Annotated in this window: 26 protein-coding genes and 1 riboswitch; of the genes, 15 read left to right on the forward strand and 11 right to left on the reverse strand. The window is 65.7% G+C overall.

What is annotated here, in order from left to right:
- Positions 1 to 2 precede the first annotated feature (2 nt).
- Positions 3 to 1,235 (reverse strand): GGDEF domain-containing protein, encoded by a 1,233-nt coding sequence (locus tag JHD73_RS01385; RefSeq protein WP_199026938.1) that lies wholly within the window; start codon positions 1,233 to 1,235, stop codon positions 3 to 5.
- Between the two features lie 199 nt (positions 1,236 to 1,434).
- Positions 1,435 to 2,370, reverse strand: coding sequence for a GlxA family transcriptional regulator (locus JHD73_RS01390; RefSeq protein ID WP_199026941.1), 936 nt, complete (start codon positions 2,368 to 2,370; stop codon positions 1,435 to 1,437).
- Between the two features lie 110 nt (positions 2,371 to 2,480).
- Between JHD73_RS01390 and JHD73_RS01395 the strand changes: the two genes are divergently transcribed.
- Positions 2,481 to 3,167, forward strand: coding sequence for a DJ-1/PfpI family protein (locus JHD73_RS01395; RefSeq protein WP_199026944.1), 687 nt, complete (start codon positions 2,481 to 2,483; stop codon positions 3,165 to 3,167).
- Between the two features lie 86 nt (positions 3,168 to 3,253).
- On the forward strand, positions 3,254 to 4,057 hold the full coding sequence (locus tag JHD73_RS01400) for a 5'-methylthioadenosine/adenosylhomocysteine nucleosidase (protein ID WP_199026947.1): 804 nt from the start codon (positions 3,254 to 3,256) through the stop codon (positions 4,055 to 4,057).
- Here JHD73_RS01400 and JHD73_RS01405 read toward each other — a convergent pair whose 3' ends face one another.
- Positions 4,058 to 4,660, reverse strand: a complete 603-nt coding sequence (locus JHD73_RS01405) for a DJ-1/PfpI family protein (protein WP_199026952.1) — start codon at positions 4,658 to 4,660, stop codon at positions 4,058 to 4,060.
- Positions 4,661 to 4,779: 119 nt separating this feature from the next.
- On the opposite strand from JHD73_RS01405, the gene JHD73_RS01410 reads away from it, so the two are divergent.
- Together JHD73_RS01410 and JHD73_RS01415 are read left to right on the forward strand one after the other, a co-directional pair.
- A complete protein-coding gene (locus JHD73_RS01410; protein ID WP_199026954.1) occupies positions 4,780 to 6,117 on the forward strand; it encodes a PLP-dependent aminotransferase family protein in 1,338 nt (445 codons plus the stop codon).
- 84 nt (positions 6,118 to 6,201) lie between these two features.
- Positions 6,202 to 7,053 (forward strand): cytochrome c, encoded by an 852-nt coding sequence (locus JHD73_RS01415; RefSeq protein WP_199026956.1) that lies wholly within the window; start codon positions 6,202 to 6,204, stop codon positions 7,051 to 7,053.
- Positions 7,054 to 7,065: 12 nt separating this feature from the next.
- On the opposite strand, the gene JHD73_RS01420 is transcribed toward JHD73_RS01415, so the two are convergent.
- Positions 7,066 to 8,097, reverse strand: a complete 1,032-nt coding sequence (locus JHD73_RS01420) for a GlxA family transcriptional regulator (RefSeq protein WP_233176734.1) — start codon at positions 8,095 to 8,097, stop codon at positions 7,066 to 7,068.
- A gap of 169 nt (positions 8,098 to 8,266) precedes the next feature.
- Between JHD73_RS01420 and JHD73_RS01425 the strand changes: the two genes are divergently transcribed.
- The gene (locus JHD73_RS01425) at positions 8,267 to 9,403 is read left to right on the forward strand and encodes a DJ-1/PfpI family protein (RefSeq protein WP_233176735.1); all 1,137 of its coding nucleotides are present in this window, start codon (positions 8,267 to 8,269) and stop codon (positions 9,401 to 9,403) included.
- Between the two features lie 245 nt (positions 9,404 to 9,648).
- Positions 9,649 to 10,782, forward strand: a complete 1,134-nt coding sequence (locus JHD73_RS01430; protein WP_199026961.1) for a helix-turn-helix transcriptional regulator — start codon at positions 9,649 to 9,651, stop codon at positions 10,780 to 10,782.
- A gap of 1 nt (position 10,783) precedes the next feature.
- Here the strand turns inward: JHD73_RS01430 and JHD73_RS01435 are convergent, their stop codons facing one another.
- Positions 10,784 to 11,293 (reverse strand): DUF1697 domain-containing protein, encoded by a 510-nt coding sequence (locus JHD73_RS01435; RefSeq protein ID WP_199026964.1) that lies wholly within the window; start codon positions 11,291 to 11,293, stop codon positions 10,784 to 10,786.
- A 203-nt stretch (positions 11,294 to 11,496) separates the two neighbouring features.
- On the opposite strand from JHD73_RS01435, the gene JHD73_RS01440 reads away from it, so the two are divergent.
- Positions 11,497 to 11,925 carry a hypothetical protein gene (locus JHD73_RS01440; RefSeq protein ID WP_199026967.1) on the forward strand — a complete coding sequence of 143 codons (429 nt, stop codon included), beginning with the start codon at positions 11,497 to 11,499 and terminating at the stop codon, positions 11,923 to 11,925.
- A gap of 176 nt (positions 11,926 to 12,101) precedes the next feature.
- The gene (locus tag JHD73_RS01445) at positions 12,102 to 13,481 is read left to right on the forward strand and encodes an FAD-containing oxidoreductase (RefSeq protein ID WP_199026971.1); all 1,380 of its coding nucleotides are present in this window, start codon (positions 12,102 to 12,104) and stop codon (positions 13,479 to 13,481) included.
- 32 nt (positions 13,482 to 13,513) lie between these two features.
- Here JHD73_RS01445 and JHD73_RS01450 read toward each other — a convergent pair whose 3' ends face one another.
- Entirely contained in the window at positions 13,514 to 14,215 is a 702-nt protein-coding gene (locus JHD73_RS01450) for a cytochrome c biogenesis CcdA family protein (RefSeq protein ID WP_199026973.1), read from the reverse strand.
- A 207-nt stretch (positions 14,216 to 14,422) separates the two neighbouring features.
- Here JHD73_RS01450 and JHD73_RS01455 point away from each other — a divergent pair, with 207 nt between their 5' ends.
- From JHD73_RS01455 to JHD73_RS01465, 3 genes are read left to right on the forward strand one after another with little or no spacing between them, the layout of a single operon-like run.
- On the forward strand, positions 14,423 to 14,617 hold the full coding sequence (locus tag JHD73_RS01455) for a hypothetical protein (RefSeq protein ID WP_199026975.1): 195 nt from the start codon (positions 14,423 to 14,425) through the stop codon (positions 14,615 to 14,617).
- A complete protein-coding gene (locus JHD73_RS01460; RefSeq protein WP_199026978.1) occupies positions 14,614 to 15,354 on the forward strand; it encodes a response regulator in 741 nt (246 codons plus the stop codon). Before JHD73_RS01455 ends, JHD73_RS01460 begins: the two co-directional genes overlap by 4 nt.
- Positions 15,351 to 16,667, forward strand: coding sequence for a HAMP domain-containing sensor histidine kinase (locus JHD73_RS01465; RefSeq protein ID WP_199026980.1), 1,317 nt, complete (start codon positions 15,351 to 15,353; stop codon positions 16,665 to 16,667). Before JHD73_RS01460 ends, JHD73_RS01465 begins: the two co-directional genes overlap by 4 nt.
- An 18-nt stretch (positions 16,668 to 16,685) precedes the next feature.
- On the opposite strand, the gene JHD73_RS01470 is transcribed toward JHD73_RS01465, so the two are convergent.
- Entirely contained in the window at positions 16,686 to 17,768 is a 1,083-nt protein-coding gene (locus tag JHD73_RS01470; protein ID WP_199026982.1) for a calcium:proton antiporter, read from the reverse strand.
- 228 nt (positions 17,769 to 17,996) lie between these two features.
- The gene (locus JHD73_RS01475) at positions 17,997 to 18,851 is read right to left on the reverse strand and encodes a spherulation-specific family 4 protein (protein WP_199026984.1); all 855 of its coding nucleotides are present in this window, start codon (positions 18,849 to 18,851) and stop codon (positions 17,997 to 17,999) included.
- A gap of 63 nt (positions 18,852 to 18,914) precedes the next feature.
- Positions 18,915 to 19,006: riboswitch (cyclic di-GMP riboswitch) on the reverse strand.
- A gap of 548 nt (positions 19,007 to 19,554) precedes the next feature.
- Here JHD73_RS01475 and JHD73_RS01480 point away from each other — a divergent pair.
- Positions 19,555 to 20,001: a GNAT family N-acetyltransferase gene (locus JHD73_RS01480; protein ID WP_199027023.1), complete on the forward strand. Its 447-nt coding sequence runs from the start codon at positions 19,555 to 19,557 to the stop codon at positions 19,999 to 20,001.
- A 166-nt stretch (positions 20,002 to 20,167) separates the two neighbouring features.
- Positions 20,168 to 20,623, forward strand: coding sequence for a hypothetical protein (locus JHD73_RS01485; RefSeq protein ID WP_199026986.1), 456 nt, complete (start codon positions 20,168 to 20,170; stop codon positions 20,621 to 20,623).
- 18 nt (positions 20,624 to 20,641) lie between these two features.
- On the opposite strand, the gene JHD73_RS01490 is transcribed toward JHD73_RS01485, so the two are convergent.
- Together JHD73_RS01490 and JHD73_RS01495 are read right to left on the reverse strand one after the other, a co-directional pair.
- Entirely contained in the window at positions 20,642 to 21,148 is a 507-nt protein-coding gene (locus tag JHD73_RS01490) for a DUF2938 domain-containing protein (protein ID WP_199026988.1), read from the reverse strand.
- Complete coding sequence (locus JHD73_RS01495) at positions 21,141 to 22,007, reverse strand: class I SAM-dependent methyltransferase (protein ID WP_199026990.1); 867 nt, start codon at positions 22,005 to 22,007, stop codon at positions 21,141 to 21,143. Before JHD73_RS01495 ends, JHD73_RS01490 begins: the two co-directional genes overlap by 8 nt.
- Positions 22,008 to 22,081: 74 nt before the next feature.
- Between JHD73_RS01495 and JHD73_RS01500 the strand changes: the two genes are divergently transcribed.
- Both JHD73_RS01500 and JHD73_RS01505 read left to right on the forward strand, forming a co-directional pair.
- A complete protein-coding gene (locus JHD73_RS01500; protein ID WP_199026992.1) occupies positions 22,082 to 22,528 on the forward strand; it encodes a helix-turn-helix domain-containing protein in 447 nt (148 codons plus the stop codon).
- 54 nt (positions 22,529 to 22,582) lie between these two features.
- On the forward strand, positions 22,583 to 23,221 hold the full coding sequence (locus JHD73_RS01505; RefSeq protein ID WP_199026994.1) for a LysE family translocator: 639 nt from the start codon (positions 22,583 to 22,585) through the stop codon (positions 23,219 to 23,221).
- A 28-nt stretch (positions 23,222 to 23,249) separates the two neighbouring features.
- On the opposite strand, the gene JHD73_RS01510 is transcribed toward JHD73_RS01505, so the two are convergent.
- Complete coding sequence (locus tag JHD73_RS01510) at positions 23,250 to 24,143, reverse strand: LysR family transcriptional regulator (protein WP_199026996.1); 894 nt, start codon at positions 24,141 to 24,143, stop codon at positions 23,250 to 23,252.

Raw genomic sequence — 24,143 nt, forward strand, 5'->3', positions numbered from 1 at the left:
CGTCAGGCGGGGGGCGCTGCCGCGTAAGCTGGTTCCGCGGTTGCCAGCGCTTGCGGCACCGGCTGAGGTTTGTACTCGCCCACCTGCGCAGTCTTCACGCGGTTGCGCCCGTCTTTTTTGGCGGCGTACAGCGCTTTGTCCGCAACAAGCATCAAGGCATCGAGCGTACAGTCTGCGCCGCCGGTGCCGGCCACACCAATGCTGCACGTGTACGGCGGAATGCCCGGGCCGACGTGGTGCAGGATCGCGCAGCGCACCGCTTCGGCCTGTGCATGGGCGCTGGCCATATCGACACCCGTCAGCAGGATCGCAAACTCTTCACCGCCAATGCGGGCCAGCGGCGTGTCGGGTGGAATGGCGTTGGCCGCGCTGCGGCAGAAGTCGAGCAGCACCTGGTCGCCCACGCTGTGCCCGTAGTGGTCGTTGATTGATTTGAATTGGTCCAGATCGACCAACAGCAGAGCGATCGGCAGGCCAGAGCGCGCGGCGGCCGCGCGTTGCCGCTCATGAACGCAGGCAAATGCGCGGCGATTGAGCAGGCCGGTCAGTGGGTCGATGGAAGAGCGTTGTTCCAGCTCGGTTTGCAGGCGGCACGTGGCCGCCATGATAAAACCGACGGTCAGGATCAATGCCGTCATGCTGTAGCTGGCCAGATAGGCGATCTGAAACGGCGTGACGGCGTAGAGATCCGTCTCGGCCACCCGGTCGGGCAACAGCGCAGTCACGCAGCGGACCGCGACGATCAGAAGCTGGATCACCAGCGCCACCGCCAGGAACCACGTATTGAAATGGCGCTGGCCATGGCGTACGACCAGCACCAGCTGCGCGCCATAGAACACGCTCAGGACGAACGTGATGCAAGCCAGCCGCGCCATGTAATCGGGCTGCACGAGCGACCACCAGGCAATGCCCGCAGAGCCGGCCACCACCAGGGCACACAGCAGGCGCCAGCGCAGCGGGCGGCCATAGAACGCCTGGATGCCGAACAGCCACAGGCAGAAGCCCACCAGCAGCATGGCGTTGCCACCCACCAGTGATGCCCACTCCGGCAGATAGCTGCGCAGCATCAGCAGGCAGCCCGCCACAAACAGCACCGCTGAACCCAGTGCCCACGCACCCAACCCGCGGATGAAGCGTGGAAAACCGCGATAGACCGAGAACTGGACGACCGCCATCAACCCGACCGTGATGACGGCGATGAGGGTGACAGTGCGGAGGTCGATCGGGATCGGCATGCGGGCGCTCGTACGGGTTCCCGTGCGGGCTGGGGCGGGTGAGTGAGAGGGCCACAGCCGGTTAAGTTGACTGGTACCGGATCGTAGGGAGCGGCATGCATCGCGCACACCCTGCCGTCAGGGGGAGTTTGCGATTGTTTTCAATTTAGAATTACTTAAATCTGATGTTTGATTTACTTTCTTCTCGCTTCAGACGGGGCTACCGCGCTCGCAGCACCGACGGCGGCATGCCCAGCAAACGCTGAAAGCTGCGGCGCATCCGTTCCGTATCGCCAAATCCGCATTCGGTCGCCACGCGCTGCATGGACGTGGCGCCGCTCTCCAGCGCGGCGCGGGCAGCCTCCACGCGCAGCTTCTCGACGGCCTTGGCAGGTGTGAGACCGATCTCGGCCTGGAAGGCGCGTGCGAAGTGGCGTGGGCTCATGCACGCGTGTTCTGCCAGGTCGCCCACGCGGTGGGGCGCACCCAGGTTGCGGCGCACGTGATCCAGCAGGGGTTTGAAGCGGCCGCGCGCGGAGTCCATTTCATTGAGCGCTGAGAACTGCGATTGCCCGCCGGGGCGCCGGTAATAGACGACCAACTGCCGTGCCACCGCACGCGCCACGCGCTCGCCCAAGTCGTCGGCAATCACCGCGAGTGCGAGGTCGATGCCGGCGCTGATGCCCGCGCTGGTCCAGAAGCGGCCGTCGTTCACGTAGATGTGGTCGGCCTCCAGCTGCACCTGCGGGAAGTCTCGTGCGAACTGCTCGCTACGGCACCAGTGCGTGGTAGCGCGCCGCCCGTTCAGTACACCTGTGGAGGCCAGCAGCAGGCTGCCCGAGCACACGCTGGCCACGCGCGCGCCACGCGCCGTGCAGCGCTGCACGAAACGGCGCGTGCGAGCATCCAGCATGGCGGCGTCCACCCCATCGCCGCCGACCACGAGCAGGGTGTCGACCTGGCTGGCGGGCGGTAGGGCCTCGGCCGCCCAGAGTGCACCGGATGAACTGCGCACCAGGCCGGGCTGTGCGGCCACGACCCGCAGCGCGTAGTGGCCATCGCGGTAGCGGCTGGCCACCTCAAATGCGGCCACTGGCCCGGCGGCATCGAGCACCTGGAAGTCAGGAAACACAAGAACGGCAATGCGATGGGACATGGCGGTGGGTAGGCGCGGATGGCAGTAAATGCGGGAAGCATGACATTGCTGCCAACACGATAGAGCGCGATGCTACGCAACGTCAACCTACCCAACAGGAGATTCGTGCCATGAGTGCTTCCCCCTTCATTGTTGTGTTTGCCTTGTTCGACCGCGTGACCCAGCTGGATTTCACCGGCCCCAACGAAGTGTTCTGGCGCCTGCCCGGCGCGCAGTGCGTGATGGCTTCGGCGCGTGGCGGAGAGATCCGCGCAGATGGCGGCCTCACCATCACGAACGTGCAGCGTCTGGCTGACATTGAACGTGCCGATCTCATTTGCGTACCCGGCGGCTTTGGCGTGATCGAAGCCATGGCCGATGCCGACTTCGTGCGTGAAGTGCGCCGGCTGGCGGACGGCGCGCGTTATGTCACCTCGGTGTGCAGCGGGTCGCTCGTGCTTGGTGCCGCCGGCTTGCTGCGCGGCAAGCGTGCGGGCTGCCATTGGGCGTGGCGTGATCTGCTGCCGCCCTTCGGCGCCATCGTCGACGAGCACCGCGTGGTGCGTGACGGCAACCTCATCACCGGCGGCGGCGTAACGGCGGGCATCGACATGGCGCTCACCGTCATGGCCGACATTGCGGGTGCTGAGTATGCGCAATCGGTGCAGCTCGGTATCGAGTACGCACCGGCGCCGCCGTTTGAGTGCGGGCGCCCAGAGCTGGCTGCGCCGCAAGTCCTCACGGCCGTGAAGGCACGGCTGGACAACCTGCGCGCGGATCGCCACGCTGCGGTGCAGAAGGCGGCACAACTGCTTTGAATGTGCGCGGTGCGCGCGCAGATTGCGGCGACAATGGCGTCCTTTCCCGATGTCATTGCCGCCAGGATCGGCGCACCGAACCGCACATGAACACTCCGTCCCCCAATCAGAACGCCAGCAGCTCCGGTGGCCCCATCGGCATCGTGGCCGCCCTGCATGAAGAGATCAACGAGCTGCTGACGCTGCTGTCCTGTGCGCGCGCCGTGCACATCGGCAGCCGCGATTTCTGGACGGGCGAGCTGGATGGCCAGGCGGTTGTTGTGGTGTTGTCGCGTGTTGGCAAGGTGGCCGCGGCGTCCACAGCAACCATGTTGGTCGCGCAGTTTGGTGTGCGGGCGGTGGTGTTTGCTGGCGTGGCCGGTGCGTTGGCGCCGGGGGTGGCGGTGGGCGATGTGGTGGTGTCGTCCGAACTGCTGCAGCACGATGTGGATGCCTCGCCGCTGTTCCCGCGCTGGGAGATTCCGCTGACGGGCGTCGCCCGCTTTCAGGCCGATGCGGCGCTGGCGCAGGGGCTGCTCGAAAGCGCCCGGGCTGTGCTGGCCGATCCGCTTGGGCTGCTGGGGCAGCCGGTCATGGAGGCGTTCGGTATTGCCGCGCCGCAGGCCCACGCCGGTCTCATCATCAGTGGAGACCGTTTCGTTTCCACCTCGGCCGAAAGCGCGACGCTGCGGGCAGCATTGCCTGACGCGCTTGCCGTTGAAATGGAAGGTGCCGCAGTGGCGCAGATCTGCCACGAGTGGGGCGTACCGTTTGCAGCCATCCGCACGATCTCTGACCGCGCAGACGATGCGGCCAGCGTGGACTTCGCACAGTTCATTGCGGAAGTGGATTCGCGCTACAGCGTGGCCATTCTGCGCCAATGGCTGTCAGGGGCAGCACAGGCTGCTTGATTACCCCTGCAGGTACGGTACCAGGTGCTTCAGGGCGTTTTCCACATAGGCCTCTTTCTCACCCACAGGTGCCAGGTAGTGCAGCGCTTCGGTGGCAGCTTCCAGGCCTTCGGTGCGTGCAATGACCCACGCCGCCAGGTACGGTGAAGCAAAACACCCGCCTGCCGTCGCCACATTGCTATTCGCATAGAACGGCTGGTTCAGCACTTCTACCCCTGCTTCCTGCACCCAGGGTTTGGTGGTCAGATCCGTGCATGCCGGCACGTTGCCGACCAGCCCCAGCTTGGCGAGGACCAACGTGCCGGAACACTGTGCGCCAATCAGCTGACGCGCGGGGTCGAGCGCCAGGCGCGCCATCAGCGCCGTATCAGCGACGACCTCACGCGTGCGCACGCCGCTGCCGACGAGGACAGCGTCCGCAGTACGCGCCGCTTCCAGCAACGATTGCGCGTGGATCGTCACTCCGTTCATTGACGTGACCTCCGCTTGCGGGCAGCACAGCGTCACGCGCCAATTGGGCTTCTTGATGCGGTTGAGCGCGCCCAGGGCGATGAGCGAGTCCAGCTCGTTGAATCCGTCAAAGGTGAGGATGGCGATGTGCATGGCAGTCCTGGATGTGCTGGCCGGAGCCCAGTTGGGTGGGGATGTGGGGCATGCTAGGGTGCAATGGCAATACAATCAAAAAATTGTCATTAATACATCCGTACGCCCGGTCCCCCGCAATGACGCAAGCCCGCTATCAGCCATTGGTCGATGCACTGGCCGCGCAGATCCGCTCTGGTGAGCTGCCGCCCGGCACGCGCTTGCCTACGCACCGTCGGCTGGCCGCGCACCACGGCATTGCGCTGGTCACGGCCACGCGCGTATATGCGGAACTTGAAGCGATGGGACTGGTGAGCGGCGAGGTGGGCCGCGGCACCTTCGTGCGCGAAGCCGCACTACCGCGTGGCCTGGGGGTCGACCAGCAGGCCGTGGCGGCGGGGGTGGTGGATCTGAACTTCAACTACCCGTCACTGCCGGGGCAGGCCCAGTTGCTGAGCCGTGCGCTGCGGCAGCTTGCAGCCCAGGGCGATCTTGAGGCGCTGCTGCGTTATGCCCCGCATGGTGGTCGGCCGCACGAGCGTTCCTGCGTTGCGCGGCATTTGGCGCTCCGTGGCCTGACGGTTGCGCCCGACAATGTGCTGGTCGTTGATGGTGCGCAGCACGGGCTGGCCGTGACGGCCGCAGCATTGTTGAAACCGGGTGACGTGGTGGCCGTGGACGCGTTGACTTACCCCGGCTTCAAGGTGCTGGCCGAGATGCTGCATCTGGAGCTGGCGCCGGTTCCCGCAGCAGGGCAGGGCATGGATCTGGACGTGTTGGAGCGCTTGTGCACGCGCCGCCGTGTTCGCGTCGTCTACATCATGCCCACGCTGCACAATCCGCTCGGCTGGGTCAGCGGTATCGCCTGGCGGCGCCGGCTGGCCGCCATCGTGCGTCGACACGGGTTGATTGCGATTGAGGATGCCGCCTACGCATTCCTCGCAGACGATGCGCCCATGCCATTGGCAGCGCTTGCGCCGGAAGCGACGGTCTATGTGTCGGGCCTCTCCAAGAACGTGGCGACAGGCCTGCGCTTTGGTTTTGTTGCGGCGCCGGCGGCCTGGGTGCACAAGCTCGAACGCGCCATTCGCGCCACCACCTGGAACACGCCTGCCATCATCACGGCCCTGGCGTGTGCGTGGCTGGACGACGGCACGGTCACCCGCCTGGAAGCCGAGAAGCGGCGCGACGCAATCGAACGTCAGGCCATCGCACGCAAGGCCCTGGCCGGGCTGACGCTCATCAGCCATCCGGTGTCGTATTTCGTCTGGCTTGTCTTGCCGCCGGAAGTGCGGGCCGACCACGTGGCAGCAGTCTTGCGGGCAGACGGGATCTCCGTATCCACGGCGGAGCCCTTCGCAACATCGAAGCAGGTGCCGCACGCGTTGCGCCTGGCGCTGGGCTCTGTGGCGCTTGACCGGTTGCCGGCCGTGCTGCAGGTCGTCCGGCAGCGCGTTGAGGAACAGGTCGACCGATGAAGGTGGCTCCCCCTAACGTCTGTCAGCTTGAATACACTCACACCCCAACAACGACATCCGACCGCTTTACCGATGGGAGAACGTATGAAGCACTGGCTTGTGACACTGGCAGGATGGGCAATCTGCGCCTGCGCAACGCTGAGCGGCACGGCGCACGCTGCCGAGTTTGCTACGTTGACGGTTGCCGTTGGCGGGCAGCCGCGCATGTGGACGCGCGAGGCACTGCTGCACAACCCGCGCCTGATCGACGTCACCGTGGAAGACGAAAACCTGAAGCGCCGCCTGACCTTCAAGGCCGTTCCCGTGACTGAATTCTTCAAAGGCCAGCCGACCAGCCCAGACGCCAGTGCCACCACCGTCGCCAGCGACGGCTACGTATCGCATCTGCCGATGCGTCTGCTGCTGGCTGACCGCGCCGACGGGCCGCGCGCCTGGCTCGCCGTGGAAGACCCGGACACCCCGTGGCCGACACTCAAGGGCCAGGACATCGGGCCGTTCCGCCTGATCTGGACGGCGCCGCCGGCCAAGGCCTCCGTGGTGAACGAAAGCCTGTGGACGTACAACATCGTGCGCATTGACGTGGCTGCGCAGCCGCAGGAGCGCTTTGCGGCCATCCGGCCTGCAGCCGGGCTGCCTGCCGATGGCCCTGTCATGCGTGGCTTCGCCACGTTTCAGCGCGTTTGCTTCTCTTGCCACACGCTCAACCGCGCGGGCGACGCCACGCTGGGGCCCGACCTGAACGTGCCATACAGCCCGGTCGAGTATCTCGGTGACGAGAAGCTGCGCCACCTCATTCGTGATCCGCAGTCGCTGCGCTGGTGGCCGAATGCGCGCATGTCGTCCATTGATGAGAAGACGCTGTCCGAGGCACAGCTCAATGACCTGCTGGCCTACTTCCACCATATGGCGCATCACAAGGTGGCAGCCCCGCATTGATGTGCTTTGGCGTTAGTGCCCGAACTGCGCCTGGTATTGCGATGGCGTGAGATCAAACCGGCGGCGAAACGCCTTGGCCAGATGTGCCTCCGAACCAAAGCCGGCATCGCGGGCGGCGCGCTTGACGGAGTCACCCGCTTCCAGATGTGCGCGGGCGGCCTGCAGCCGCAGCGTTTCCAGAAAGGCGCGTGGCGTCATGCCGGTTTCGCGCGTGAAGCGGCGGTGGAAGGTGCGGGGCGCCTCACCGGCCGCCGCTGCCATCTGCTCGACGTCGATCGGTTCGCGCAGGCGCGTGCGCAGCCAGTCGACCAGCGCGGCGTACTGCCCGGACTGGGTTTCCAGCGCCAGCGAGTACTGCGACTGATTGCCCATGCGCCGCACAGCAAGAATCAACTGCTTGGCCACCCGCGCCGCCACCCAGCGGCCAAGGTCCTGCTCGACCATCGACAGGCACATGTCGATGCCCGCCGTGACACCGCCTGACGTCCACGCCTTGCCGTCCTGTACGTAAAGCGCATCGGGCTCGACCGCAACGTTGGCAAAGACCTGCGCGAGCAAGTGTGCGGATGCCCAGTGCGTGGTGGCGCGGTGTGCATCGAGCAGGCCCCAGTGCGCCAGCACGAACGCGCCGGTGCAGACCGACCCGAACCGCCGCGCCGAGGCGCACACCTCGCGCGCCCACTGCGCCAAGGCGGTATCGGCGCCTGTTGCCAGCAAGCCCTCGCGTTCTCCACCGGCAACGATCAGCGTGTCGATGGCGGTCGATGCCAGCGAGGCGGTCGATTCCGTATCGATGGCAATGCCATTCGACGCGCGCACCAGCCCGCCCTGCGATGAGACCGGCACGACGCGGTAGGCAGGCTCCACATTGAAGGCATTCGCCATGGCAAACACATCGGCGGGGCCCGCGACGTCCAGCATCTGCACCGCTGGGTAGGCGACCAGCCCTACGACGCGCGGGCCCGTTGGGCGGCGGTTTGCATCGGACCGGGGCACAGTGGGTGCGCGTGGCATGGCTGGAGCAGTGTTGGCAGAAATCGACAAATCATTGTCATTGCTGCCAATGGGAGCGTCAAGCTACGCTGGATTTCCCAAGACTGCGCACACACCTGACCATGAACCTAGTCTTCTTCTCACCGTTCAACTGCCTGCTTGCCCGGGAGGGGCGTTGATCGTGCGGCGCGCTTTGCTCGTCGGCTGGAGTGTGTGCGCCATGGCTGTCGGCCTGGCCGGCTGCTTTGCGTTGCAGGTGCATCAGGACCCAGGTGGTGTGCCCGCTGCCGTGCATCATGCGGATGCATCCGTCGTGCAGTCTGAGATTCCCGCCAACCATGCGCACCCGTGGCGCGCCCGGCCGCTCGTGGCCGTGGTCGGGCATAACGCCAATACGGAGTTGACCGATTTCGTGGTCCCCTATGGCGTGCTCAAGCGTGCTGATGTGGCGGATGTGATCGCCCTCGGCACGCAGCCGGGGCCGATGCAGATGTTTCCTGCATTCCGCCTGGAACCCGATGCCACCATCGACGCATTCGACGCGCGTTTTCCCGATGGCGCGGACTACGTGGTGGTGCCGGCCGTGCATGAGGATGACGATCCGCGTCTGCTGGCCTGGGTGCGCCAGCAATGGGCCAAGGGCGCGACGGTTATCGGCGTATGTGACGGTGCATGGGTGCTTGCGCGTGCCGGCCTGCTGGCGGGCCGCCGCGCGACTTCCCACTGGTATGCGCGCGATGCGCTGGCCAGGCAGTTTCCGCAGACGCAATGGATGTCCGGCCACCGTTACGTGGCCGATGGCCGTGTTGTGACGACGACTGGCGTGAGCGCCTCGGTGCCCGTCACACTGGCGTTGATCCAGACGATTGGCGGGGTAGAGCGCGCCCGTGCTGTGGCAGATGCCATCGGTGCGCCGGATTGGTCAGCTGAACACGCAAGCGCAGGCTTCAGGTTGAGCCCACGGCACCTGTACACGGCGGCCAGTAACATGCTGTCGCTGTGGCGGCGCGAAACGCTCGGTGCTGCCCTGCAGCCCGGTGGTGATGACGTTGCCCTGGCGCTGGTGGCCGATGCCCATGCCCGTACCTATTTCACGCGCGTGCTGGCAACGGCGGGCACCTCGGGCGGCGTGCGCATGGGCAGCGGCCTGGTGTTTCTTCCTGACCGGGTGGGAGCGGCAGCAAATGCGCTACCGCTGCTATCCGACACACCGCGGCTGCCTCGCGCCGTGGTTGCGCTGGACATGGCACTCGATGACATCGCCCAGCACCACGGTGGCGATACCGCAGCGTTCGTTGCGCTTCAGATGGAATATCCGATGCGTAGTGCAGCGCGTCATGTACCGCCACGACCCTAGGCCCGGATTGAGGATGCCGCGTATCGGGCCGGCAATCGGACCGGGAGTCGACCTGCAAACGTTTTCCAACGCTGGTTCGTGATGCTGTCAGGCCACATCTCCCCAAATTTGGGGATAGCCCGGATGCAAGACTTCTGCCAAACATGGCGGTATGACACCGAGCGTGCAGCGTAGGGCCAGCGATTGCTGGTGCCTTGCGCAGCATCGGTGTGCGCGGCGCTGTCACGAGGAAGGGGAAGATCAGCATGGCATCCGAACGTTCGGCCGACAACGTCATTGCGGCGCTGTATTCCGCCGCAGTCGATCCGAAGGCGTGGAGTACTGCGCTGGAAGCATTGCGGCACTTGGCCGATGCGCGCGCCGCCAACTGTTTCGTGCATGACGCGGTCACGGAAGGCTTTCTCGAGTACCGCTTCGTTGGCTACAGCACCAGCTGGGCGGACGACTACGCGAAGCACTATCACAGCCTTGATCTCGCGCGCGGGGTGTTGCTGCGCCAGCCGGCCGGCAGGATGTACCCCATGCACCGCTACGTGTCGAGCAACGTCGTGGCGCGCAGCGAGTACTACCAGGATTTTTACCTCCCAGAGGGGCTCCGATACTCATGCGGCGGCACGCTGTTCGACGGCAATCGGCGCCTGATTCTGGCGGTGCATCGTCCGGTCGGCCACCGGCCGTATGAGCAGCACACCGTGCGTGAACTCCAGCGGGTTCTGCACCATTTGCCGAACGTATTTCGCGTGAAGGACGTGGCTACGCGCGGGCAAGACAGTGCAGCGCTGTCGAGCGGGGCGCTCGCTGCGTTGCCACGCGGCGTGGTGATCGTGGACGAGGGCATGAGCATCCACTACGCCAACCTTGCCGCTGAGGCCCTATTGAACCAGTCGACAGGGCTGCTTGTGAGGGGGAACCGCCTGGGCTGCACTGTTGCGGCGCTGGCAACGCTACTGGTGCGACGGGTGAGAGCGGCCTGCGATAGCGTGCCGAAGGTCGATCCTGTGCCGCTGTACATGACAGACGAGGACGGTCGGGTCGCCATCGAGATGCACGTCGTGCCCTTGCAGCCGCACCTCGCAGCCGATGTCATGCGCCCCCAGCCGATGGCCATGGTTCTGTTGCGATGCCCCTTCTACCGATCGACGTGGCCACGTTCTGCGCATCGGCCCTACGATCTGACGCATGCAGAGATGGCAACGCTGGCGGCGATGATCGAAGGCTTGACGCCTGGCGAGCATGCCGAGAGAAGCGGCGTGCGGATCAGCACCGTACGCAGCCAGATCAAGGCGATCCTGGCGAAGACGGGCTCCCGCCGCATTGCTGAGGTGGTTGCACTGTTTGCCGCGGTCGACATGCCGCGCGCGGATCGCTCGGCTTCCTGATCTATTGCGCCGCCCACGCAACCAGCGTGGCAACCGTATTCATATTGCGCGCGGTGCCCGTCTTGGCGGCGGGAATCTTCAGCTTGGAGTGCGCCATGCCGTCGCCGTAGTGCACGTAGATCTCACGTGCGCCAAGGGCGACTTCCTCTTCCTGCCGGCCGCTCATGGCGACCAGCGTATCGGCGGGCGGGGGGCCATCCAGAAAGATGGCGACTGTCCGATTGGCGGCCTGGGCCTTGAACGGATTGCCCTCCAGCACCGCGGCCAATTCCGCACCCGTGCGCACGAGCACACCCACGGGCTTGCCGGCGTAGTCCTCCAGGCAGCGCTCCAGCTTGGCCTTGACCGAGGCTTCAGAAAGCCGGCTCTGAAAGACCACATTGCCGCTTGCAATATAGGTGCGCACGTTGGTCAGGCCAACGGATTCGCACATGGCGCGAAGGTCGGCCATGGGCAGCTTGCCGGTACCGCCAACATTCACGGCCCGCAGGAAGGCGACATAAGTCGGCATGGGGGAGGTATCTCCTGATTCTGTCGGTCAACTTACCAACGCAACGGTTGCGTACATTTTGTTACTGGTGTGACGGGAATGTATAACCCGGGCCGTCGCACGCCCGGTATTCTGCGCCGCGAATCGATTGATCCAGGTGCGGCCTGCCAACGGGGGTGTGGCGCATCCTGCATTTGAGCATGTGCAAACAAGGAGAACCCAGCATGTGGAAGAAGATTGCCCCAACGTTGATCGTTGCCGCACTCGCCGGTCTGACGGCCTTGCCGGCAGCGGCCGATGATTTGCGCAATGCGCTCGGTGGCGCATTGGGCGGCGCAGGTGGCGCTGCCGTGGGCGGCGCGCTTGGCGGCCAGACGGGTTCGGTGATTGGCGGTGCGATTGGCGGCGGTGCCGGCGGTGCACTGACGGCCAACGGCCGCGAGCGCAAGGGCGCCATCGTTGGTGGCGCACTGGGCGGCGGCGTGGGTGCTGCTGCGGGCAACGCCATGGGCGGCCGCACGGGCGGCATCGTCGGCGCGGGCCTGGGTGGCGGTGCGGGCGCGGCACTGGGTGGCAACGTGCAGCGCAATTCGTACGCCGACCATGACGACCACGGCCGCCGCCGCCGCGGCAAGCATCACCATCACCACTGATGTGATGTCCACCAGGGGGCGTGCGCACTCCCGGGTGCCCAGATTTTCCTGCCTTCAATCAGCCGTTCTGGCTGACGGTGCCCATTCCCAAGACACATCTCTGACGCCGGGTCGCCGTTGACGCCTGCGCGGTCTACCATACCGTGGCAATCGATGCCGCCACGAAGGAGACCGCCATGACGCAACGTTTCGACGCCATCATCATCGGTACCGGGCAAGCTGGCCCGGCGCTGGCCGCGCGGTTGTCCGGCGCCGGCATGCAGGTTGCCATCATCGAGCGCGGGCGGTTTGGCGGCACGTGCGTCAACACGGGCTGCATTCCTACCAAGACACTGGTGGCCAGCGCTTACGCCGCGCGTCTTGCGCAGCGGGCTGCCGAGTACGGCGTGATGATCGATGGGCCGGTCAATGTCGACATGGCACGCGTGAAGGCACGCAAGGACGAGATTTCCGGGCGCTCCAGCCAGGGCGTGGAACAGTGGGTCCGCGGACTTGAGCACTGCACAGTCTTCGAAGGTCATGCACGCTTTGAAAGTGCGCAGACCGTGCGTGTCGGCAATGCTCTGCTGGAGGCCGAGCGCATCTTCATCAACGTTGGCGGGCGCGCGCTGGTTCCCGCGATGCCGGGGTTGGACCAGGTGCCGTACCTCACCAACGCCACCATGATGGACGTGGACTTCCTGCCCGAGCACCTGATCGTAATCGGCGGCAGTTACGTGGGGTTGGAGTTCGGCCAGATGTATCGGCGCTTCGGCGCACGCGTGACGATCGTGGAGAAAGGCCCACGCCTGATCGCCCGTGAAGACGAAGATGTATCGCAGGCGGTGCGTGAGATTCTGGAAGCCGAGGGCATCGACGTGCAGGTGGCCGCCAACTGCCTGAGCGTGCGCAGCGAAGCCGGCAACGTGGTGGTCGGGCTGGATTGCGCGGGCGGCGCGCGAGACGTGTTGGGCTCGCACCTGCTGCTGGCCGTGGGGCGTGTGCCCAATACCGATGATCTGGGCCTGGACAAGGCCGGTGTTGAGACCGATGCGCGCGGGTACATCCGTGTCGACGAGCAACTGCGCACCAACGTCTCCGGCATCTGGGCCCTGGGCGATTGCAACGGGCGCGGCGCGTTCACGCATACGTCTTACAACGACTACGAGATCGTCGCGGCCAACCTGCTCGATGGTGACCCGCGCAAGGTGTCAGACCGCATTCAGGCGTACGCCATGTACATCGATCCGCCGCTTGGCCGCGTTGGCATGACGTTGACGGAGGCCAAGCAATCGGGCCGCAAGCTGCTGGTCGGCAACCGCCCCATGACGCGCGTTGGGCGTGCGGTGGAGAAAGGCGAGAGCCAAGGCTTTATGCGGGCGGTGGTCGATGCGCAGAGTCACGAGATTCTCGGCGCGGCGATCCTGGGCGTGACGGGGGATGAGGTCGTGCACGCGCTGCTTGATGTGATGTACGCCAAGGCGCCGTACACGACCATCAGCCGTGCCATGCATATCCACCCGACTGTGTCGGAACTGGTGCCGACGCTGCTGCAGGAGATGCAGCCGGTGGTGTAGCGCCCGAGTCGAACGCAGACAGGGCGCACCCATCACACCCCCAGGTGAATCGACGGAAGCACCGTACTCAGCCGCGCCACCACCAGCGTGTCGACCTGGAACAGCATTGCAATGGCCGTGACGACGACCGCCGCGCCAAACACCTGCTGCAGGCGCTGTGCATACCGCGACACCTTGCGGACCTGCGCGGTGACATAGCGGCCGCCATAGGCGATGGTGAGCAACGGAATCGCGGCGCCTGCAGAGAACAGCGCAAGCAGCACCCCGGCGCGGCCCAGGTCCTGCGCCTTGGCCACCAGCGCCAGGATGGCGGCCAGTGTGGGGCCGGCACACGGCGTCCAGACCACGCCCAGCGTCATGCCCAGTACGAACCCGCCCGCCAAGCCAGTGCCAGTGCGGGATGCCACCCCCGCAAAGCGATCGATGATGCCGCCCAGCGGCGCCACGAGCCGCTCGAACGCGCTGGGCCACAGGCGGGCCAGCCCCGACAGCAGCAGGATCACAATCGCCAGGGTGCGGATGGCGTCCTGCGCCCAGGCAAGCGAGCTGGAGAGCGCGCCAAATGCCACGCCCAGCGCAGAAAACGCGAGCACGAAGCCCAACGCAATTGCCACCGGGCGCAGCGCACTGGACTCGTCGCTGGACGCACTCAGCACCATGGGCAGCACCGGCAGCACACACGGCGATGCAATCGTCAATACGCCGGCCAGCGCGGCAAGAATGAGGTCAATCATCGGGCGTCTCCTGGTTGGTTGATCCGATGACTGCATTGAATGCCCCACACGTATCGCGGCGGTTTCTGCCGGCCCGCGCAAGTGCAATGTTTCTTGTTCAAGAGCCCGCCAGATACAGAGCGATACAAAAGGCCGTGCAAACCGCCGCACAATGCGTCCATCGCCTGCCGTCGGTGCTACGGTGCGCCTGCTGAAAGGATGCCTGCCATGAAGGATCTGCTGCTGCTTGCCACCATGACGTTCTCCGCATTGACCTGTGAACTGGGTGGTGCGGGCGTTTGCCGCTGGGTGGCACCCGGGCCGGCCAATATTGTTGGCAGGCGGCTGACCAAGTCCGACCGGCGCCGGCACGCCACCACGTTGCCGACCCAGCTTCCCACCCCCATCGAGCGCAAACCATGAGCCAGCCCGACCACATCCTCATCGTTGACGACGACCGCGAGATCCGCGAGCTGGTGGGCACCTACCTTGAGCGCAATGAGATGCGCGTGACGCTGGCCGCCAATGGACGCGAAATGCGTGCCGCACTCGACAAGGGCTCGGTCGACCTCATCGTGCTCGACCTCATGCTGCCCGGTGAAGACGGCCTGGCCCTGTGCCGCGACCTGCGTGCCGGCCCGCGCAAGAACCTGCCCATTCTCATGCTGACCGCCCGCAACGAAGAGGCCGACCGCATTCTCGGCCTGGAGATGGGGGCTGACGACTACCTTGTGAAGCCGTTTGCCGCACGTGAACTGCTGGCCCGCGTGCGCTCTGTGCTGCGCCGCACGCGCATGCTGCCGCCCAACCTGCAGATCACCGAGGCAGCTACCCTGCTGGCCTTTGGCGACTGGCGGCTCGATACCACGGCGCGGCACCTGCTGGACGCGCAGGACGTGGTCGTCGCCCTGAGTGGTGCGGAATACAAGCTGCTGCGAGTGTTTCTCGACCACCCCCAGCGGGTGCTCAGCCGTGACCAGTTGCTCAACCTCACACAAGGCCGCGATGCCGAGCTGTTCGAGCGCTCCATCGACCTGATGGTGAGCCGCTTGCGGCAACGCCTGGGCGACGACGCGCGCGAGCCCAAGTACATCAAGACCGTGCGCAATGGCGGATACGTGTTCGCCTCGGTGGTGGAGATTCGCGAGGAGCGCGCATGACAGTCTTGCGCACCTTGCACCTCTGGCCGCGCACCTTGTTTGCGCGCCTGATGGTCATCCTGCTGGTGGGGTTGGCACTGGCGCAGGGGCTGGCCTTCAGCCTTGTCTTGCATGAGCGCTCCGATGCGGCTGACCGGCTGATGCTCGGCAACCTGGAAACCGACGTCGCCAGTTCCGTCGCTATGCTCGACATGCTGCCCGCAACCAAGCGCGAGCTTTGGGCAGACCGACTGAGCCGGCGCACGTACCGCTACGAGCTCGATGCCGGCATCCGCAGCGATACGCCGCCGCGCGACGCCTTGTCCCGCGAGGCGGTGGCCACCATCGATCGCGCGCTGGAGGGCCGGTACAACGTCACCGCCAACGCAGTGCCCGGTGGCGGCAATCAGTACCAGGTGCACCTGACACTCACCGATGGCAGTCCGCTCACGATCGACGTGCATCCGAATCCCATGGGTCTGTCGACCTGGCTGCCGGTGCTGCTGGGTGTGCAGCTCGTGTTGCTGGGCGGATGCGCGTGGCTGGCCGTGCGCCTGGTCACCCGCCCGCTCAAGCAACTGGCCACCGCTGCAGAAAGCCTCGGCCCCGATCTCAAGAGCGAAGCGATTCCAGAACACGGTCCGGTGGAGGTGGCGCACGCAGCGGCGGCCTTCAACGCCATGCAGCAGCGCATTGCCGGCTATCTGGCCGAGCGTGTGCAGATCCTGGCGGCGATCTCGCATGACCTGCAGACGCCGATCACCCGCATGCGCTTGCGGCTGGATCTGATGGACCCTTCTGAAACGCAGGAACGGCTGGTGCAGGATCTGCGCGCGATGGAGCACCTCGTGCGTGAAGGCGTGACCTACGCACGCACGCTGCACGGCAGTGCAGAGGCACCCGCACGCGTGGATATCGACGCGCTGCTCGACAGCCTGAGCTACGACTATCGGGACGGCGGCTCGCCCATCGTGGTGCAAGGCAGGGTTGGGGCGCCCGTTGAAACCCGACCGCAGGCACTACGGCGCATCCTGACCAACCTCATCGATAACGCCATCAAGTTTGGCGGCGACGCGGAGGTCACGGTGTCGCGCGAGCCGGGCGGCGATCTTGCCATTGCCGTGCTGGACCGGGGCCCCGGCATTCCCGAGGCGGAGCTGGAGCGTGTGATGCAGCCGTTCTACCGGCTGGAGACATCGCGCAATCGGGGGACGGGCGGTACGGGGCTTGGCTTGGCGATTGCGCAGCAACTGGCGCAGGCCTTGGGCGGGCGTCTGGTGCTCGCCAACCGTCAGGGAGGGGGCTTGCAGGCAACGCTGACGTTGCCTGCGTAAGTGGTGATCGTGCCGCCGTCAGGGCACGATCGAGAGGAACAGATAGGCCGCAAAGATCGCGAGGTGAACCACGCCTTGCAGGATCGTGGTGCGGCCCTTGCCCAGCGTGAGCGCTGACACGATCAGCGTCAGGAACAGCAAGACCATCTCCTTGGGCCCCAGGCCCAGTTCCAGCGGCCGGCCGATCCAGATGAACACGGCGGCCACCGTGGGGATGGTCAACCCGATGCTGGCCAGTGCTGAGCCCAGCGCGAGGTTCAGGCTGGTCTGGATGCGGTCGGCGTTGGCGGCGCGTGCGGCGGCCAGCCCCTCGGGCAGCAGCACCAGCGCGGCAATGACGATCCCCACCGTTGCCGCCGGTGCGCCCGCGTTCAGAATGGCTGCTTCCACGAAGGGGGACAGCACCTTGGCCAAGCCCACCACCGCCACCAGGGACACCATCAGCAGTACGGCGCTGGCCACGGCCACGCGGGTCGGCGGGGGTGGGGCGTGCACGTCTTCGTCGGAACTGTCAGCGAGAAAGTAGTCGCGGTGGCGGATGGTCTGCACGATCACGAAGCAGCCGTACAGCACCAGTGATGTCACCCCGGCAAAGCCGAGTTGCGAGGAGGTGAGGATCGGGCCGGGTGTGGAGCTGGTGTAGTTGGGCAGCACCATGGTCAACGTGACCAGCGCGGCCAGCACGGCCAGCGCGGCGTTGGCGCCCGGCGCCTGAAAGGCCTGCTCGCGGTGCCGCAGGCCGCCCACGAACAGGCACAGGCCGACGATGCCGTTACAGATTATCATGACCGCCGCGAATACCGTATCGCGCGCCAGCCCGGCCTTCTCAGGCCCGGATGACAACATGACCGACACGATCAGCGCCACCTCGATCACGGTCACGGCAATGGCCAGCACCAGCGTGCCGAACGGTTCGCCCACCTTGTGCGCGACCACCTCGGCATGGTGCACGGCGGCAAAGACGGCGCCGGCCAGCGCCAGCCCCATCAGTGCGATCAACCAGCCGGGAGGTGTCATGAGCGTGCCGGCCACCAGCACCACCCACGCGAGCAGCGGGGCGGCGATCGTCCAATGGGGCAGCTTGTTGGAAGTGACGGCCATGGAGGGTTCCTTGTTGTTGTCTCAACGCCACCGGTGGGCAGCGAAGGGCGTGGATTCGGAGTGGCCTACATATATAGCATGCGCCGCGACCGACTTATCCTCGCCTGTCACGGCCTGTGACAGCGCGGGGGCTGCCACCTCCTGCGCGCTGGCCGTCAAAGCGCACGCCAGGTGGCGGTCAACCCGAACGCGCCCAGCATGGCTGCCGAGCGCGTCAACCTGCCAGGATCACTTGGCGGGGGTTGCTGCGGAGACTTCCTGGCTCCAATAGCTCGGCAGTGCGCCGTACGGGTTCGGCAGCGTCTTGGACGTGAAATACACACTGCCCGCGCCCTTGGCAGACGCGCCGCGCATGAAGGTCTGCATTTGTGTGGCTGATGCGGCGTACACGATATGCGCGAAGCGGCTGGCCGGGTAGTTGGCCTGCCAGGCCAGCGGCGCGTACTTGGTGTAATTGCGCGCGCTGTCCTCGAACGTGACGATCTGGTCTGCCACCGGCAGGCTGGCGTAGATTTCCGGCACGTTGGTGCCCGGGTTGCCCGTGACGGTGTAGGCGGGCGACAGGCCCTTGATGTAGTTGTAGACCGATTGGTAGAACTGCACGTGGGCGGTCACGCTGTCGGCGGTCATCTCGTCGATGAAGAAGCCGTCGACCTGGTACAGCGCCAGATAGGTGTGGATGTCCTGCACCACGGCCGACAAGGTCCGCTTTGCGTACGAAGTCGACACGTAGCCGATCACCTTGCCGCCCGCGGCGTGTACCTTTGCCACTGCGGCAACGTAGTTCGGGTCTTGCGTGGTGCCCGGGCCGCTGTTGGGGTTGAGGATGACGGTGGTTGGTACCGACTGCGCCGTGGTGGCGAGCGTGTTCCACTGGGTGGCGCCGCCGCCGGATGGGTAGATGTAGGCCGGTACCAGCAGGCCTTCGGCCCTGGCGTGCGATGCACCTGCCAGCGCGCATGCCGCAAAGGCGATGGCCGACCCGACCATACGTGCTGAGCGTGCCACCGAACATGCCACCGAACGAACCACGATATGCGTGGCCAATGCGGGCGCGAGCCCCCCCGTGACTGTCTTTTTCATGATATGCCTCCTGACGGTGCAGTCGTCTGCATCCGTCAATTGGCCCGCCGCCATTGCGGGTCAGCGGGCAACTGGCTGACTTCCAGGCGGTTCACCGTTTGGAAGCCCCTATAGCTTTGCGTCGCCGGATCACTCCGGTTTTGCCAAACCTCTGGGCGCATGCCCATTAGCCGGAAACTCTACCGGGGCGTCGTGCCGGCGGCAAACATAGATTGCGCAAATGCGCGGGGAATGCCCGAGAGCGTTGTCGGAAACCGACGCACCGCGCCCTTACGCGAAACAGAGCATTGACGCCGTGCGTGGATTCATAGATTTCGCGCATCAACCAGCGCCGCGAATCATATGGTGAATCCGCAGGCGCCTTTCAGCTGGGGATGACGGCGGACGGGAATGCCCGGATTGCCTGCGGCGCCATTCTCCGGGCGTGGGCGCAAACCGAATAGGAATTCGTTTGCGTGGTGCGGGGGCGTGTGATGTGAGTGCGCCAGACTGGTGTTTTTCTTCGCCCCATTTCCTTAGGCAGCGCACGGGTTTCTTTATGCTGACCAAGTCCGGATGCTAGTCTGGGCGCTCACCTATTTGACGGTGGCCTCACACCCTAAAAGGCTTGATGAAGGGAGCGGCGACAGTTGCCGCATGACGATAGAAGCGCGCCGCAGACATTGCATCGCAGGCGATGCGCGCTCCCGGAGACCACGTCCACATGCAGACCGACGACATTCATCTGCGCCAGGCTTCGCTCGACGATTGGAGCGATGTCGCCGCGCTCCTCAGACGCTGCGGACTGCCCGCAGAAGATACCCAGGGCAGCATCGACGCCTTTCACGTGGCCCTCGACATGGGCCGCATCATCGGCTGCGTGGCGGGAGAGCAGGGCGGCCGCTCCATCGTGGTCCGCTCGGTGGCGGTCGACCCCATCTACCGGGACCGCGGCATCGCCAGCCGGCTGATCGAAACGCTGCTCCTGCGCGCACGCGGCACAGGCGCGCGCGAAGCGTATCTCCTCTCGACGACTGCACCTTCGTACTTCGCACGCTGGGGTTTCTCGCTGTTTCCGGCGGAGAAGGTGCCGACGGAAGTGCGCGCGTCGATGGTCTTCCGCAATGCGGAGCGCTCCTCGGCGCTGTGCATGCGGTGTGACTTGCGGTAGGGCAGCACGGAGCTCGGCGGCCCGGCCCGTGCCATCTTTCCTCTGGCCGCCGCCATGACGTCTGGCGCATTCCGCCGCCACGCGACCCACACGTATCTTCAGTCCACGCAGCGCAGTCTCGCGCCGCTGCGCGTCCATCTGCTTAACCGACTGAGGAGAACCTGCAATGAACACCCGCTCGAACCTGTTGATCGTCCGCATCGCGCTGCTGGCGGTGGTGTCCCTGATCGTTTCGCTGGCATCGACGGCCGCATTGGCTGACCCGCCCGCGACCGTCGCGTCGTGTGAGGGCATCAAGGATGCGTACCCGATTCTTGGTACGCAATGCGTCAACAACTACGCCAAGATCAACCACGCACCTGCCAACGCGGCGGAGCGGCGCGAAACCTACTTCGCACGCGTTGCGGTGCTGCAAATCTTCCGCAAGGCCCTGCTGTGCAATGGCATGTACGGCGCGTCCAAGTCGGCGCAGCAAAGCTTCTCCAGCGGTGAAGCGGGTCACCTGCTGGCGCTGGCCAATTTGAACGCTGCCATGACGGGCGCGGGTGACCCGAATGTGCCGGCGCTCTATGCGGCGGGTGACCTGAGTAGCATTTCGATCAACAAGACGCAGTGCAAGTAGGCCTGTTGCGGTAATGAGTCAGCAGACGTGCCGCCCTACGCTCACCACCAGGGCGGTCACGTACAGGCCCAGACCGAACACCGCGTGTGTCACCACGCTGTGCAGCCGCGCCACCGCAGGGCGCGGCGTGCGGCTGGCCGCAATGCCGGCACCCATGGCGGGCTGCATGACGAAGAAAGGCGCCACCACGCTGCCAATGCCGACGATCAGCGCCGGGCTGATCGTCGGATGACACGCCCAGTCGAGCCCCCACCCTGCCAACAGCATGGCCGCGAAAGCGATGCCGATCACGTAGTGGGCAGTCCAGCCGATCACGCGTTCGCCAGCAATGGGCGTTGAACCACCAATGGGATGGTGCCGGACGCGCCCCCGGACCAGATGGCCAAGCCAACGCCCGACCAAGCCGTAGTCCAACGGCGGCACGCCAAGCAGCCGTTGCCGGACGATGGCCCAGATGTCCATGACGACCGTGGCGCCTGCGCCGATCAGCAGCGCGCAGAGCAGTGTGCGTGTGGTCTCAGTCATGTGCCGACTCCACGCGCGCGGCGCATGCGCGGGCGATCCAGCACGCAGCGGTGAAGCGGACTTCTGTGCCGTGCACATAGGGCTCGAACGCCGTGCGCATTGCATCGATCACGCGCACGCGCGTTTGCGAGTCCGCCTCTTGCAGCGCCAGCCCGACGGGGCCGAGCCGGCTGAGGTAGGGCACCAAATCCCGCTCGGGCAGGGTGCATGCAAAGTCGACGGGCTGGATGTCGATGTCGGTCCAGCCGCTGGCGGCCAGGGTGCAGGTCATCCGGCTGCGGTCCGCAAAGGCGAACTGCCCAGGCGCGCCGGGTTTGCGCGGCGGCAGGTTCGGCATCAGCGGCGCCGCCGCGCGTTCCGCAGCGGTCATGAACGGGTTGTCGGCAGGGCCACGCCACGCGATGAAACAGAGCGCCGCGCCGTCGCGTGCAGCACTGCGCAGGTTGGTGAACGCCGCGACCGGATCGTCGAAGAACATCACGCCCAGGCGCGAGACGATCATGTCGAAGGCGGCGGGTTCGAAGGCATAGGTCTGTGCGTCGGCACGAATGAAGCGCGTGGGTGTTGTTTCGTGCTGTGCGCGCTCACGGGCGGTCTGCAGCATCGGCGCGGAAATGTCGATACCGAGGCAGCTACCGTTGTCGCCAAGCTGGCGCGTGACGGCGAGTGTCGTGCTGCCGGTGCCGCAGCCGACGTCGAGCACGTGCTGCGCCCGCTGGGCACTCACCGCTTCAACAAGCCGGTCTTCAAGAGGCTGGAATATCTGGTCGAGCGCTGTCTGGGTGGCAACCCAGGCGTGCCCGGCGTGGCCGTTCCAGAGGGCGGCTTGCGCGCCGTCGTTTGAGGGCGTGGTCTTCATGATTGCGGTCCTGTGCGCGCCATCCAGGCGCGAGGACTACACTGTGCAAGTTCAAGTCGACTTGAGGTCAAGGGGTGAGCACGCTGGACATTGCCGAAGTGACGCAGCACGCGGGTGTGCCCGCATCAACGCTGCGGTATTACGAAGAGAAAGGGCTGATTGTCTCGACCGGCCGACGCGGGTTGCGTCGCCAGTTCCACGCCGACGTGCTGGAGCGGTTGGCGTTGATTGCGCTGGGCCGAGCGGCGGGCTTTTCGCTCGATGAGATTGCCCACATGTTCGCGCCCGGCGGGCAGTTGCAGGTCGAACGGCAGATGCTTGCCGCCAAGGCCGATGAGCTGGACCGGACGATCCGCCGGCTCACCGCCATGCGCGACGGCCTGCGGCACGCGGCGGTGTGCCCCGCGCCGAGCCACATGGAATGCCCGACGTTTCTGCGGATCGTGCGGGCGGCCGCATCGGGCGCAATCGCGCCGGCCGGCACTCCGGAGACGCGTCCCCGGCGCCAGCGGGCGCGCTAGCGGCGTGCGACAATTCGGCACCCCAAGTTGCACATAACCAACCAGGAGATCCCGATGACCGCATCTGCTGCTGTATTCGCCATTCTCGTTGCATTGCTGCTTGGGGCGATGATCCCGGGGCCGAGCTTTGTGCTGGTGGCGCGCAACGCCATTGGCTTGTCGCGCCGCGATGGCCTGGCCACTGCGCTGGGGATGGGCGCGGGTGCGCTCTTCTTCGGCGGTCTGGCGCTGGCCGGGCTCTACACGCTGCTGCAAGCCGTCGAGTGGCTCTACATCGGCCTGAAGATGGCCGGCGGCGCTTACCTGACTTATGTTGCGTGGAAGATCTGGTGCGGCGCCAAGCATCCCATCGCCATGGACGAGCGCGTTGCACCGCAGGCCGGCAGCGCGCGCAAGTCGTTCTGGACGGGTATCACCACGCAGATGAGCAACCCCAAGACGGCGATCTGGTACGGCAGTATCTTTGCCGCGCTGCTGCCGCAGCATCCGCCGGTGTGGTGCTATTTCGTATTGCCGCCGCTGGTGTTCCTGGTTGAGTTCGGCTGGTACACGATTGTCGCGCTGTGCTTTTCGAGTCGCGTGCCGCGCGAGATGTATCTGCGCGCCAAGGCCTGGGTAGACCGTGTGGCCGCCGTTGCGATTGCCGCGCTTGGGCTGCGCTTGATTCTGACGGCGCCCAAGGCCGGGCTGTAATGCCCCTCGGATCGGCCCCCGGGGCGGGTTACACCGCCCTCGACACGGTTTCCCGCAGCCACTGATGCGCCGGGTCTCGATGCGCCCGCTCGTGCCACAGCATCGACATCTCATACCCAGGCACTTCCACCGGCGGCTCGACCACCTGTAGTGCGCTGGCACCGCGCACGAGCCGCTCGGGCAGCATTGCCACCATATCGGTGCTTGCCACCGCCGTCATCACAAACAGGAAGTGCGGTACCGACAGCACCACGCGGCGCGTGGCACCCGCGGCCTTGAGCGCTTCGTCCGTCACGCCGAAGAAGCCTCCGCCATCCGGCGACACGATCACATGGTCCAGCGCGCAGAACTGCGCCAATGTCGGCTTGCGCTTGAGGCGCGGATGCCCCGCACGGCCGACCAATACATAACGCTCGGTGAACAAGGTGCGACGGCGCAGGCCGGGTGGAGCGCCATCCGTGGTGTGGAAGGCGAGATCAATCTCCCCCTGTTCTGCCTGCTTTTCAATGCGCGGTGGCACCAGTTCGAGAATCGCCAGCCGCGTGCCTGGCGCGGCGCCACGCAGGGCGGTGAGCGACGGCAGCACGATGGTCGATTCACCGTAGTCTGTGGCGGCCACGCGCCAGGTGTTGTTGGCCTGCGTCGGATCAAACGGGCTGGCGGGTGCGACGGCCTGTTCCAGCGCTTCCAAGGCTTGCCGCAGCGGCTCGCGCAGTGCCTCAGCGCGCGCGGTCGGGCGCATGCCGCGCGGGCCGGGCAGCAGCAACGGGTCTCCAAAGATGTCGCGCAGCTTGGCCAGATGCACGCTCACGGAGGGCTGCGAAAAATTCAGCCGTTCTGCCGCGCGCGTGACGTTGTGCTCGGTCAGCAGCACGTCCAGCGTGACCAGCAGGTTGAGGTCCAGCCGTCTGAGATTATTCAT

Source organism: Ralstonia sp. ASV6, from assembly GCF_016429285.1.
Taxonomy (GTDB): Bacteria; Pseudomonadota; Gammaproteobacteria; order Burkholderiales; family Burkholderiaceae; genus Ralstonia; species Ralstonia flaminis.